Annotated in this window: 14 protein-coding genes; 13 read left to right on the forward strand and 1 reads right to left on the reverse strand. The window is 41.1% G+C overall.

The window, feature by feature from the left end:
• The first annotated feature begins 26 nt into the window (after positions 1–26).
• The 6 genes from rpoC to tuf all read left to right on the forward strand — a co-directional run bounded on the left by rpoC (position 27) and on the right by tuf (position 8629).
• A complete protein-coding gene (gene rpoC, locus BAQ44_RS01685; protein ID WP_000567949.1) occupies positions 27–3638 on the forward strand; it encodes a DNA-directed RNA polymerase subunit beta' in 3612 nt (1203 codons plus the stop codon).
• 113 nt (positions 3639–3751) lie between these two features.
• Positions 3752–4000, forward strand: a complete 249-nt coding sequence (locus BAQ44_RS01690; RefSeq protein WP_061678373.1) for a ribosomal L7Ae/L30e/S12e/Gadd45 family protein — start codon at positions 3752–3754, stop codon at positions 3998–4000.
• A 114-nt stretch (positions 4001–4114) separates the two neighbouring features.
• Entirely contained in the window at positions 4115–4537 is a 423-nt protein-coding gene (rpsL, locus tag BAQ44_RS01695; protein ID WP_001142341.1) for a 30S ribosomal protein S12, read from the forward strand.
• A 29-nt stretch (positions 4538–4566) separates the two neighbouring features.
• Positions 4567–5037, forward strand: coding sequence for a 30S ribosomal protein S7 (gene rpsG, locus BAQ44_RS01700; RefSeq protein ID WP_001137490.1), 471 nt, complete (start codon positions 4567–4569; stop codon positions 5035–5037).
• A 208-nt stretch (positions 5038–5245) separates the two neighbouring features.
• Positions 5246–7324, forward strand: a complete 2079-nt coding sequence (gene fusA / locus BAQ44_RS01705) for an elongation factor G (protein ID WP_061678372.1) — start codon at positions 5246–5248, stop codon at positions 7322–7324.
• A 117-nt stretch (positions 7325–7441) separates the two neighbouring features.
• Complete coding sequence (gene tuf, locus BAQ44_RS01710) at positions 7442–8629, forward strand: elongation factor Tu (RefSeq protein WP_001029617.1); 1188 nt, start codon at positions 7442–7444, stop codon at positions 8627–8629.
• Positions 8630–8786: 157 nt separating this feature from the next.
• On the opposite strand, the gene BAQ44_RS30745 is transcribed toward tuf, so the two are convergent.
• Positions 8787–8960, reverse strand: coding sequence for a hypothetical protein (locus tag BAQ44_RS30745; protein WP_153603574.1), 174 nt, complete (start codon positions 8958–8960; stop codon positions 8787–8789).
• Between the two features lie 69 nt (positions 8961–9029).
• Here BAQ44_RS30745 and rpsJ point away from each other — a divergent pair, with 69 nt between their 5' ends.
• From rpsJ to rplV, 7 genes are read left to right on the forward strand one after another with little or no spacing between them, the layout of a single operon-like run.
• Positions 9030–9338 (forward strand): 30S ribosomal protein S10, encoded by a 309-nt coding sequence (rpsJ, locus tag BAQ44_RS01720; RefSeq protein ID WP_001040595.1) that lies wholly within the window; start codon positions 9030–9032, stop codon positions 9336–9338.
• A gap of 34 nt (positions 9339–9372) precedes the next feature.
• Complete coding sequence (gene rplC, locus BAQ44_RS01725; protein ID WP_000160209.1) at positions 9373–10005, forward strand: 50S ribosomal protein L3; 633 nt, start codon at positions 9373–9375, stop codon at positions 10003–10005.
• A 24-nt stretch (positions 10006–10029) separates the two neighbouring features.
• Positions 10030–10653, forward strand: coding sequence for a 50S ribosomal protein L4 (gene rplD / locus BAQ44_RS01730; RefSeq protein WP_001127258.1), 624 nt, complete (start codon positions 10030–10032; stop codon positions 10651–10653).
• A complete protein-coding gene (rplW, locus tag BAQ44_RS01735; RefSeq protein ID WP_001205558.1) occupies positions 10653–10943 on the forward strand; it encodes a 50S ribosomal protein L23 in 291 nt (96 codons plus the stop codon). The genes rplD and rplW overlap by 1 nt, the downstream gene beginning before the upstream one ends.
• Before the next feature lie 28 nt (positions 10944–10971).
• On the forward strand, positions 10972–11802 hold the full coding sequence (gene rplB, locus BAQ44_RS01740; RefSeq protein WP_000511582.1) for a 50S ribosomal protein L2: 831 nt from the start codon (positions 10972–10974) through the stop codon (positions 11800–11802).
• A 60-nt stretch (positions 11803–11862) separates the two neighbouring features.
• Complete coding sequence (rpsS, locus tag BAQ44_RS01745; RefSeq protein WP_000124454.1) at positions 11863–12141, forward strand: 30S ribosomal protein S19; 279 nt, start codon at positions 11863–11865, stop codon at positions 12139–12141.
• Positions 12142–12158: 17 nt separating this feature from the next.
• On the forward strand, positions 12159–12500 hold the full coding sequence (rplV, locus tag BAQ44_RS01750) for a 50S ribosomal protein L22 (RefSeq protein WP_001148024.1): 342 nt from the start codon (positions 12159–12161) through the stop codon (positions 12498–12500).

Below are 12500 nucleotides of genomic sequence, written 5' to 3' on the forward strand. Positions count from 1 at the left end.
TGTAGACTAAAAGGGAGGTAGGCCCCTTGATAGATGTAAATAACTTTGAATATATGAAGATTGGACTTGCTTCACCTGACAAGATTCGTTCTTGGTCATACGGTGAAGTTAAGAAACCAGAAACAATTAACTATCGTACGTTAAAGCCTGAAAAAGATGGCTTGTTCTGTGAGCGTATTTTCGGACCACAAAAGGACTGGGAATGTCATTGCGGAAAATACAAACGTGTACGTTATAAAGGTGTAGTTTGTGATCGATGTGGCGTTGAAGTAACGCGTGCAAAAGTTCGTCGTGAACGTATGGGTCATATCGAATTAGCTGCTCCTGTATCTCATATTTGGTATTTCAAAGGTATCCCGAGCCGCATGGGACTTGTCTTAGACATGTCCCCTCGCGCGCTTGAAGAAGTAATTTATTTCGCTTCTTATGTTGTAACAGAAAGTGGAGATACACCACTTGATAAGAAGCAATTACTTTCTGAAAAAGAATACCGTGCATATCGTGATCGATATGGTAGCACATTCCAAGCTGCTATGGGTGCAGAAGCGATTAAAAAGCTACTACAAGACATCGATTTAGATAAAGAAGTAGACTTCTTAAAAGAAGAATTAAAAACAGCACAAGGACAACGCCGTACTCGTGCTATTAAACGTCTAGAAGTATTAGAAGCATTCCGTAACTCTGGAAATCACCCATCTTGGATGATCCTAGATGTTCTTCCAGTTATCCCACCAGAACTACGCCCAATGGTACAGTTGGATGGTGGACGTTTTGCTACTTCTGACTTAAACGACTTATACCGTCGTGTAATTAACCGTAACAATCGTTTAAAACGTCTATTGGACTTAGGTGCACCAAGCATCATCGTTCAAAACGAAAAACGTATGTTACAAGAAGCTGTAGACGCATTAATCGATAATGGTCGCCGTGGCCGTCCAGTTACTGGACCGGGTAACCGTCCATTAAAATCACTATCTCACATGCTTAAAGGTAAACAAGGACGTTTCCGTCAAAACTTATTAGGTAAACGTGTTGACTACTCTGGCCGTTCTGTAATCGTTGTAGGACCGAACTTAAAGATGTACCAATGTGGATTACCGAAAGAAATGGCGCTTGAATTGTTTAAGCCTTTCGTTATGAAAGAGTTAGTTGGAAAAGGTTTAGCACACAACATTAAGAGTGCTAAACGTAAAATCGAGCGTGTACAACCTGAAGTTTGGGACGTTTTAGAATCTGTGATCAAAGAGCATCCAGTACTTCTAAACCGCGCACCAACACTTCACCGTCTTGGTATCCAGGCGTTTGAACCTACATTAGTAGAAGGTCGTGCAATTCGTCTTCACCCACTTGTATGTACTGCATACAACGCGGACTTTGACGGTGACCAAATGGCGGTTCACGTTCCGTTATCATCAGAGGCACAAGCAGAAGCTCGTATTCTTATGTTAGCGGCGCAAAACATCTTGAATCCAAAAGACGGAAAACCAGTTGTTACTCCATCTCAGGATATGGTATTAGGTAACTACTACTTAACTCTTGAGCGTGAAGGCGCAATCGGTGAAGGTATGGTCTTCAAAGATGCAAACGAAGCAATACTTGCATACCAAAATGGATATGTACATCTGCACACACGTGTTGCAGTTGCTGCAAGTTCAGTAAATAACGTAACATTTACTGAAGAGCAAAAAGGTAAGCTTCTATTAACAACAGTTGGTAAATTAATATTTAACGAAATCTTACCAGAGTCGTTCCCTTATATTAATGAACCGACAAACTCAAACCTTGAAAAAGAAACACCAGCGGAGTATTTCGTCGAAAAAGGTGCGAACATTAAAGAAATTATTGCTAGTCGCGAAGAAGTGGCGCCATTTAGCAAGAAGATCCTTGGTAACATCATTGCGGAAGTATTCAAACGTTTCCAAATTACGGAAACATCTCGTATGCTTGACCGCATGAAAAACTTAGGATTTAAGTACTCTACAAAAGCTGGTATTACAGTTGGGGTATCTGACATTCTTGTATTAGGCGAAAAAGATGAAATTCTCCATGAAGCACAAGCAAAAGTAGATAATGTAATTAAACAATTCCGTCGCGGTTTGATCACAGAAGAAGAACGTTACGATCGCGTTATCTCTATTTGGAGTAATGCAAAAGATGTTATCCAAGGAAAACTGATGAAATCCTTGAATAAACGCAATCCAATCTTCATGATGAGTGATTCCGGTGCCCGTGGTAACGCATCGAACTTTACTCAGCTTGCTGGTATGCGTGGTCTGATGGCCAATCCATCTGGTCGTATTATCGAACTTCCAATTAAATCAAGTTTCCGTGAAGGTTTAACAGTACTTGAGTACTTCATCTCTACGCATGGTGCGCGTAAAGGTCTTGCCGATACAGCACTTAAAACTGCCGATTCTGGTTACTTAACACGTCGTCTTGTAGACGTTGCACAAGATGTAATTGTCCGTGAAGATGATTGTGGAACAGATCGTGGTCTATTAATTGGTGCGATTAAAGAGGGTAATGAAGTAATTGAGTCATTATATGATCGTCTTGTTGGACGTTTTGCAAGAAAAACTGTAAAACATCCTGAAACAGGTGAAGTATTAGTTAGTGAAAACCAACTAATCACTGAAGATATCGCTCATATCGTTGAAAATTCGGGTGTTGAAACTGTAAACATTCGTTCAGCGTTCACGTGTAACACTCGCCACGGTGTATGTAAGAAGTGTTACGGTCGTAACTTAGCAACTGGTACAGACGTAGAAGTAGGAGAAGCGGTAGGTATTATCGCAGCTCAATCTATCGGTGAGCCAGGTACACAGTTAACGATGCGTACGTTCCATACAGGTGGGGTTGCCGGAGATGATATCACTCAAGGTTTACCTCGTATCCAAGAGATCTTCGAAGCTCGTAATCCGAAAGGTCAGGCAGTTATCAGTGAAATCGATGGTGTTATCGCAGCGATCAACGATGTTAAAGATCGCCAAGAAGTAGTTGTACAGGGTGAAGTTGAAGCTCGTACGTATGCTATTCCTTACGGTGCGCGTCTGAAAGTAACTCCAGGACAGCCAATTAGCCACGGTAAAGAGTTAACAGAAGGTTCTATTGATCCGAAAGAATTACTAAAAGTAACGGACATTACGGCGGTTCAAGAATACTTATTACGTGAAGTTCAAAAAGTATACCGTATGCAAGGGGTAGAAATTGGCGACAAACACGTAGAAGTAATGGTACGTCAAATGTTACGTAAAGTTCGTGTAAGTGATGCGGGTGAAACAGATGTATTACCAGGAACATTACTAGATATCCATCAGTTTACTGATGCGAATGCGAAGGTGTTACTGAAAGGTAAACAACCAGCAACAGCTAGACCTGTTCTACTTGGTATTACAAAAGCTTCGCTTGAAACTGATTCATTCTTATCTGCAGCATCGTTCCAAGAAACGACACGTGTCTTAACTGATGCAGCAATTAAGGGTAAACGCGATGAACTTCTAGGGTTGAAAGAAAATGTTATTATCGGTAAACTTGTTCCTGCTGGAACAGGTATGAATCGTTATCGCAAAGTGGACCTTGTAAAAACAACTCAAGGTGACATGAATGTAGAAAACGATGAAGTTTATGTGGAACAGTAAAATTTTCCGTCGTAAATTTTGTATAAAAACAGCTAATCCTAGTTGACATTGTATGAAGCAAAATGTTACTATAATCAAGGTTGCTCCTGAACGATGCTTTGGAGGATATTTATATGTCTTATCAAAAAGTGTCAAATGCTGAAAATGTAGTCGTTGGTCATAAACGCACATTGGAGGCAATCAAAAATGGTATAGTTAAAGAAGTTGTTATTGCGGAAGATGCTGATATGCGGTTAACCCATATGATCATTCGTACTGCCTTGCAACATAACATACCCATAAACAAAGTTGAATCAGTTCGTAAGCTTGGAAAAGTTTCGGGGATTCAAGTGGGAGCTTCAGCAATAGGAATAATAAGTTAAAACTGTTTTTGTGAGGAGAGAGCATTTGCTCTCCCTTGCAAAAACTTTGTTTTCAACTAATAATGAACCACCTGGATATGTGGTCATACAAACATGCGAAGGGAGGATAATCAAATGCCTACTATTAACCAATTAGTGAGAAATGGTCGTACTGATAAAGTATGGAAGTCTAAATCACCTGCGTTAAACAAAGGTTTTAACTCTTTAAAGAAAAAATCAACTGATATCTCTGCACCTCAAAAACGTGGTGTATGTACTCGTGTTGGTACAATGACTCCGAAGAAACCGAACTCAGCGTTACGTAAATACGCTCGTGTACGTTTAACAAATGGTATTGAAGTTACAGCTTACATCCCAGGTATCGGTCATAACCTACAAGAGCATAGCGTAGTATTAATTCGCGGTGGTCGAGTAAAGGATTTACCAGGGGTACGTTACCACATCGTTCGTGGTGCGCTTGATACTGCTGGTGTTGACAAACGTATGCAAGGACGTTCTAAATATGGTACTAAGCGACCAAAACCTGCTAAAAAATAATAACTTTAAAATGAAAGGAGGAACTCAATATGCCTCGTAAAGGACCTGTTGCGAAACGTGACGTGTTACCAGATCCAATGTACAAATCTAAGCTAGTAACACGCCTTATCAACAAAATGATGGTTGACGGTAAAAAAGGTAAATCTCAAACAATTCTTTATAACGCTTTCGATATCGTTCGTGAACGTTCAGAGAAAGACCCTATGGAAGTATTCGAGCAAGCTCTTAAGAACATCATGCCTGTTCTTGAAGTACGTGCTCGTCGTGTTGGTGGTGCTAACTACCAAGTTCCAGTTGAGGTTCGTCCAGAACGCCGTACAACTTTAGGTCTTCGCTGGTTAGTAAACTATGCTCGTCTTCGTGGTGAAAAAACTATGGAAGAGCGTCTAGCTTACGAAATCTTAGATGCAGCTAACAACGCTGGTGCATCTGTTAAGAAACGTGAAGACACTCATAAAATGGCAGAAGCTAACAAAGCATTTGCTCATTACCGTTGGTAGGATTCAACGTAAAATAAATGTAAGCATAAACCGCTTTATTTGTCGCTTATGGAAGTGTGGAGAGGGAGAATGCCTCTCCCTTTCGTTGGGCGCTCGTTTTACATAATGAGGGTACTGGACATACTGACATGTGTAACAATATAAAGTGGCTTTTTTGCTACTTAAAATAAAAAAATCCAATCCATATATGGAAGGAGCAAGACACCAAATGACAAGAGAGTTCTCTTTAGAAAACACTCGTAATATTGGTATCATGGCTCACATCGATGCTGGTAAAACAACAGCAACTGAGCGTATTCTGTATTACACAGGACGTATTCATAAAATCGGTGAAACTCATGAAGGTGCATCTCAGATGGACTGGATGGAGCAAGAGCAAGAGCGTGGTATCACAATTACTTCTGCTGCAACTACAGCTCAATGGAAAGGTCACCGTGTAAACATCATTGACACTCCAGGACACGTAGACTTCACAGTAGAAGTAGAACGTTCTTTACGCGTACTTGATGGTGCGGTAGCAGTACTTGATGCACAATCTGGTGTAGAACCACAAACAGAAACTGTTTGGCGTCAGGCTACTACTTACGGCGTACCTCGTATCGTATTCGTTAACAAAATGGATAAAATCGGTGCGGATTTCTTATACTCTGTAGGAACAATCCACGATCGTTTACAAGCAAACGCACACCCAATTCAGTTACCAATCGGTGCTGAAGATGAGTTCAATGGTATCATTGACCTTGTTGAAGAATGTGCTTACATGTACGGTAACGATTTAGGAACAGACATTCAACGTGTTGAAATTCCTGAAGAGCACAAAGAATTAGCTGAAGAATACCGTGGAAAACTTATTGAAGCGGTAGCTGAGCTTGATGAAGAAATGATGATGAAGTACCTAGAAGGTGAAGAAATCACTGTAGAAGAGCTTAAAGCTGGTATCCGTAAGGCTACAACTTCTGTAGAATTCTTCCCAGTAATCTGTGGTTCTGCATTCAAAAACAAAGGTGTTCAAATTCTGTTAGACGCAGTTATCGACTACCTACCATCTCCATTAGATGTACCTGCTATTAAAGGTACTCTTCCGGATACAGATGAAGAAATCGAACGTAAGTCTAGCGATGAAGAACCATTCGCAGCTTTAGCATTCAAAATCATGACTGACCCTTATGTTGGTAAGTTAACGTTCTTCCGTGTGTACTCTGGTGTGTTAAACTCTGGATCATACGTGAAAAACTCAACTAAAGGTAAGCGTGAGCGTGTAGGTCGTATCCTACAAATGCACGCTAACAGCCGTGAAGAGATTTCAACAGTTTACGCTGGTGATATCGCTGCTGCTGTAGGTTTAAAAGATACTACTACTGGTGATACTCTTTGTGACGAGAAGAGCCTTGTTATCCTTGAGTCTATGGAATTCCCAGAGCCAGTTATCTCTGTAGCTATCGAACCAAAATCTAAAGCTGACCAAGATAAAATGGGTACAGCATTATCTAAGCTTTCTGAAGAAGATCCAACATTCCGTGCTCACACTGACCAAGAAACTGGCCAAACTATCATCGCTGGTATGGGTGAACTTCACCTTGATATCATCGTTGACCGTATGCGTCGTGAATTCAAAGTCGAAGCAAACGTTGGTGCTCCTCAGGTAGCATACCGTGAAACTTTCCGCGCTGCTGCGAAAGTTGAAGGTAAGTTCGCTCGTCAATCTGGTGGACGTGGACAATTCGGTCACGTTTGGATTGAGTTTGCGCCTAACGAAGAAGGTAAAGGATTTGAATTCGAAAACAAAATCGTCGGCGGTGTAGTTCCACGTGAATACATCCCAGCTGTTGGAGCGGGTCTTGAAGACTCACTTAAAAATGGTGTACTAGCTGGTTACCCACTAGTTGACATTAAAGCAGCATTAGTTGACGGTTCTTACCATGATGTCGATTCATCTGAGATGGCGTTCAAAATCGCTGCATCTATGGCACTTAAAGCTGCGGTTTCTAAATGTAACCCAGTAATTCTTGAGCCAATGATGAAAGTTGAAGTTGTAATTCCTGAAGAATACATGGGAGACATCATGGGTGACGTAACGTCTCGTCGTGGACGTGTAGAAGGTATGGAAGCTCGCGGTAACGCACAAGTTGTTCGCGCTATGGTTCCACTTTCTGAAATGTTCGGTTATGCGACAGCATTACGTTCTAACACTCAAGGACGCGGAACATTCTCAATGACATTTGATCATTATGAAGAAGTACCGAAGTCTGTTTCTGAAGAAATTATCAAAAAAAATAAAGGTGAATAATTGATTTTTATCGATTCTTCACGTATAACTACTTATGTAAGCTTAGAAAGTGGGACGCAAGTTTCACTTTCTAGCCTAAATATAAAATAACCTATATAAACTAAGGAGGAATTTAGAATGGCTAAAGCTAAATTCGAACGTTCTAAACCCCATGTTAACATCGGTACAATCGGCCACGTTGACCATGGTAAAACTACATTAACTGCTGCGATCACTACAGTTCTTGCAAAAGCTGGTGGTGCTGAAGCACGCGGATACGATCAAATCGACGCTGCTCCAGAAGAAAGAGAGCGCGGAATCACAATCTCAACTGCACACGTTGAGTACGAAACTGAAACTCGTCACTATGCACACGTTGACTGCCCAGGTCACGCTGACTATGTTAAAAACATGATCACTGGTGCTGCTCAAATGGACGGCGGTATCTTAGTAGTATCTGCTGCTGATGGCCCAATGCCTCAAACACGTGAGCACATCCTTCTTTCTCGTCAAGTAGGTGTTCCTTACATCGTTGTATTCTTAAACAAATGCGACATGGTAGACGACGAAGAATTATTAGAATTAGTAGAAATGGAAGTTCGCGACCTATTATCTGAATACGGATTCCCAGGCGACGACATTCCTGTAATCAAAGGTTCTGCTCTTAAAGCTCTTCAAGGAGAAGCTGATTGGGAAGCAAAAATCATTGAATTAATGACTGAAGTTGATGCTTACATCCCAACTCCAGAACGTGAAACTGACAAACCATTCTTAATGCCTATCGAGGATGTATTCTCTATCACAGGTCGTGGTACAGTTGCAACTGGTCGTGTAGAGCGCGGAATCGTTAAAGTTGGTGACGTAGTAGAAATCATCGGTCTTGCTGAAGAAAATGCTTCTACAACTGTAACTGGTGTAGAGATGTTCCGTAAACTTCTTGACCAAGCTCAAGCTGGAGACAACATCGGTGCTTTACTTCGTGGGGTTGCTCGTGAAGACATCCAACGTGGACAAGTTCTTGCTAAAACTGGCTCTGTAAAAGCTCACGCTAAATTCAAAGCTGAAGTTTTCGTATTATCTAAAGAAGAAGGTGGACGTCACACTCCATTCTTCGCTAACTACCGTCCTCAGTTCTACTTCCGTACAACTGACGTAACTGGTATCATCCAATTACCAGAAGGTACTGAAATGGTAATGCCTGGTGACAACATCGAAATGACTATCGAACTTATCGCTCCAATCGCTATCGAAGAGGGAACTAAATTCTCTATTCGTGAAGGTGGACGTACAGTAGGTTACGGTGTAGTTGCAACTATCGTTGAGTAATCTTAACTGATATAAAAAAACCCAAGGGATCTTCCCTTGGGTTTTTTGTTTGTAGTTATATAATGAATGAAATTTTATTTTTATGTTTTGACGAGTTTCTTCTATAGTAATATGAAATCAATAAAACTAAAATCCAGAAACTGTAAAATGAATTCTGTTAGATGAAAACTTGAAATTCTTTAAAGTGCCATGTATAATAGCAAAAGTAGAGAAAAGCAGATGCAAACAAAAAGATGCTTGCATCTAGACGAATAACATTGTATAATAGACAATGTTGGTCTTTGACTGCGATGAAGTGGAAGGTTGCTGACACACCCGGCCGCTTTGCCATGGCATGGTGTGGGGAAATTTCCATGGAGAAGGTCTATTTTAGAAATAGGCGAACGAAGGAGGGAAAATAATGGCAAAAGAAAAAATTCGTATCCGTTTAAAAGCTTATGATCACCGTATTCTTGATCAATCAGCTGAGAAAATTGTAGAAACAGCTAAGCGTTCTGGGGCAACAGTTTCTGGTCCGATCCCATTACCAACTGAGAAGACTATTTACACAATTCTTCGTGCTGTTCATAAGTACAAAGATTCTCGTGAGCAATTCGAAATGCGCACACACAAACGTTTAATCGATATCGTGAGTCCTACTCCACAAACAGTAGATTCATTAATGCGTTTAGACTTACCGTCTGGTGTAGATATCGAAATCAAACTATAATTCATATAACTTAAAAATGTAGGAGGTGTAACTCATGACCAAAGGAATCTTAGGAAGAAAGATCGGTATGACTCAAGTATTTGCTGAGAACGGTGAGTTAATCCCAGTAACAGTTATCGCTGCTAATCCAAACGTTGTTCTTCAAAAGAAAACAACTGAAACTGATGGCTACAATGCAATCCAGTTAGGATTTGAAGATAAACGTGAAAAGTTAACTAACAAACCTGAACAAGGCCACACTGCTAAAGCATCTACAACTCCTAAGCGCTTCATTCGCGAAATCCGCGATGCAGACGTGGACGGATTAGAGGTTGGTCAAGAGGTAAAAGTTGAAGTTTTCGCTGCAGGTGAAATCGTTGACGTAACAGGAATTTCTAAAGGTAAAGGTTTCCAAGGTGTTATCAAACGCCACGGACAATCTCGCGGACCTATGTCTCATGGTTCTCGCTATCACCGTCGTCCAGGTTCAATGGGCCCAGTTGCTCCGAACCGTGTATTCAAAGGTAAAAAACTTGCTGGACGTATGGGTGGAGACCAAGTTACTATCCAAAACTTAGAAATCGTTCAAGTTGACACTGAGCGCAACTTATTACTAGTAAAAGGTAACGTTCCAGGTGCTAAGAAATCTCTTGTAGTTGTTCAAGGCGCTGTGAAGGTTAGCAAATAATTCACATAGGAAGGAGGAATTCCAATGCCAAAAGTTACTGTATATAACCAAACTGGTTCACAGGTTGGTGAAATCGAATTAGCTGAAGCTATTTTCGGTATCGAACCAAATGAAGCTGTACTTTTCGAAGCTGTAATGATGCAACGTGCATCTTTACGTCAAGGTACACACAAAGTAAAAACTCGTTCTGAAGTTCGTGGTGGTGGTCGTAAACCATGGCGTCAAAAAGGAACTGGACGTGCTCGTCAAGGGTCTATCCGCTCTCCTCAATGGCGTGGTGGTGGTACGGTATTCGGACCTACACCAAGAAGCTATGCGTACAAACTTCCTAAGAAGGTTCGTCGTTTAGCAATCAAATCTGCATTAGCTACTAAAGTAGTTGAGAACAACATTGTAGTTCTTGAAGACCTAGTGTTAAATGCACCAAAAACAAAAGACATGCTAGCAGTACTTAAAGGATTAACTGTTGAGAAGAAAGCTCTTATCGTAACTGCTGATGCAAACGAATCTGTAGAGTTATCTGCTCGCAATATCCCTGGAGTAACAGTAATCACTGCTGATGGCGTAAACGTTTTAGACGTGCTTCATCATGATAAGCTAATCATGACAAAAGCGGCAGTGGAAAAAGTAGAGGAGGTGCTTGCATAATGAGAGATCCTCGTGATATCATTAAGCGCCCAGTTATCACTGAACGTTCTATGGAAATGATGGCTGAAAAAAAATACACGTTCGATGTGGACGTTAAATCTAATAAAACAGAAGTTAAAGATGCTCTTGAAGCGATCTTTGGTGTTAAAGTAGAAAAAGTGAACATCATGAACTACAAGCCGAAAGCAAAACGCGTTGGTCGTCACGCTGGTTTTACTAGCCGTCGTCGTAAAGCAATCGTTAAGCTAACTGCTGACAGCAAAGAAATCGAAATCTTCCAAGGCGTTTAATTCTTACTAAAGAAGGAGGGAAATTGAGATGGGAATTAAAAAGTATAATCCAACTACTAACGGTCGTCGTAATATGACTACGAATGATTTCGCTGAAATCACGACTGACAGACCAGAAAAGTCATTACTTGCTCCTTTAAGCAAGAAGGCTGGTCGTAATAACCAAGGTAAAATTACTGTACGTCATCAAGGTGGCGGACATAAGCGTCAATACCGTATCATCGACTTTAAGCGTAACAAAGATGGAATTCCAGGACGCGTTGCTACGATCGAATACGATCCAAACCGCTCTGCGAATATCGCATTAATTAACTACGTTGACGGTGAAAAACGTTACATTCTTGCTCCTAAGAACTTAGAAGTAGGTATGGAAGTTATGTCTGGCCCAGAAGCTGACATCAAAATCGGTAACGCATTACCATTAATCAACATTCCAGTAGGTACTGTTGTTCATAACATCGAGCTTAAGCCTGGTCGTGGCGGACAATTAGTTCGTTCTGCTGGTACATCTGCTCAAGTACTTGGTAAAGAAGGTAAATACGTACTTGTACGTTTAACTTCTGGTGAAGTACGTCTTGTATTATCTGCTTGTCGCGCTTCAATCGGTCAAGTAGGTAACGAACAACACGAACTTATCAAGATCGGTAAAGCAGGTCGCTCTCGCTGGTTAGGTAAACGCCCAACAGTTCGTGGTTCTGTAATGAACCCAGTTGATCACCCACACGGTGGTGGTGAAGGACGTTCTCCAATCGGACGTAAGTCTCCAATGTCTCCATGGGGTAAACCAACTCTTGGATTCAAGACTCGTAAGAAAAACAAAGCGTCTGACAAATTCATCGTTCGTCGTCGTAAAAAATAATGGGATTGTAGTACGGTTCATTTCTAGAACCGTACGCCAATCACGAAGGGAGGCACCAAAATGGCTCGTAGCTTAAAAAAAGGACCATTTGTCGATGATCACTTAATGAGCAAAATGGAAAAATTAGTTGCATCTGAGCAAAAACAAGTTGTTAAAACTTGGTCTCGCCGTTCAACAATCTTCCCTCAGTTCATCGGACACACAATCGCTGTATATGATGGTCGTAAACACGTACCTGTGTACATCACTGAGGATATGGTTGGCCATAAGTTAGGTGAATTCGCACCAACTCGTACGTATAAAGGTCACCTTGCTGACGATAAGAAAACTAGAAGATAATGAGAGGAGGCACTTCAATGCAAGCTAAAGCAGTAGCGAGAACAGTTCGTATTGCTCCTCGTAAAGTTCGTTTAGTAGTAGACTTAATCCGAGGTAAGCAAGTGGGTGAAGCGATTGCTATCCTTAACCACACACCAAAAACTGCTTCTCCAGTTGTAGAGAAAGTTTTAAAATCTGCAATCGCAAATGCAGAGCACAATTATGAGATGGATATTAACAACCTAGTTGTTGAAAAAGTTTTCGTTGACGAAGGTCCAACGTTGAAACGTTTCCGTCCACGTGCAATGGGTCGTGCAAGCCAAATTAACAAACGCACAAGCCACATCACAGTTGTGGTATCAGAAAAGAAGGAGGGATAA

This window comes from Bacillus mobilis, assembly GCF_001884045.1.
Taxonomy (GTDB): domain Bacteria; phylum Bacillota; class Bacilli; order Bacillales; family Bacillaceae_G; genus Bacillus_A; species Bacillus_A mobilis.

What these genes read in the sequence shown, in the direction of transcription:
- BAQ44_RS01690 (WP_061678373.1), top strand. Translation starts at nt 3,752, where the DNA reads ATGTCTTATCAAAAAGTGTCAAATGCTGAAAATGTAGTCGTTGGTCAT.
- rpsL (WP_001142341.1), top strand. Translation starts at nt 4,115, where the DNA reads ATGCCTACTATTAACCAATTAGTGAGAAATGGTCGTACTGATAAAGTA.
- rpsG (WP_001137490.1), top strand. Translation starts at nt 4,567, where the DNA reads ATGCCTCGTAAAGGACCTGTTGCGAAACGTGACGTGTTACCAGATCCA.
- fusA (WP_061678372.1), top strand. Translation starts at nt 5,246, where the DNA reads ATGACAAGAGAGTTCTCTTTAGAAAACACTCGTAATATTGGTATCATG.
- tuf (WP_001029617.1), top strand. Translation starts at nt 7,442, where the DNA reads ATGGCTAAAGCTAAATTCGAACGTTCTAAACCCCATGTTAACATCGGT.
- BAQ44_RS30745 (WP_153603574.1), bottom strand. Translation starts at nt 8,960, where the DNA reads ATGGCAAAGCGGCCGGGTGTGTCAGCAACCTTCCACTTCATCGCAGTC.
- rpsJ (WP_001040595.1), top strand. Translation starts at nt 9,030, where the DNA reads ATGGCAAAAGAAAAAATTCGTATCCGTTTAAAAGCTTATGATCACCGT.
- rplC (WP_000160209.1), top strand. Translation starts at nt 9,373, where the DNA reads ATGACCAAAGGAATCTTAGGAAGAAAGATCGGTATGACTCAAGTATTT.
- rplD (WP_001127258.1), top strand. Translation starts at nt 10,030, where the DNA reads ATGCCAAAAGTTACTGTATATAACCAAACTGGTTCACAGGTTGGTGAA.
- rplW (WP_001205558.1), top strand. Translation starts at nt 10,653, where the DNA reads ATGAGAGATCCTCGTGATATCATTAAGCGCCCAGTTATCACTGAACGT.
- rplB (WP_000511582.1), top strand. Translation starts at nt 10,972, where the DNA reads ATGGGAATTAAAAAGTATAATCCAACTACTAACGGTCGTCGTAATATG.
- rpsS (WP_000124454.1), top strand. Translation starts at nt 11,863, where the DNA reads ATGGCTCGTAGCTTAAAAAAAGGACCATTTGTCGATGATCACTTAATG.
- rplV (WP_001148024.1), top strand. Translation starts at nt 12,159, where the DNA reads ATGCAAGCTAAAGCAGTAGCGAGAACAGTTCGTATTGCTCCTCGTAAA.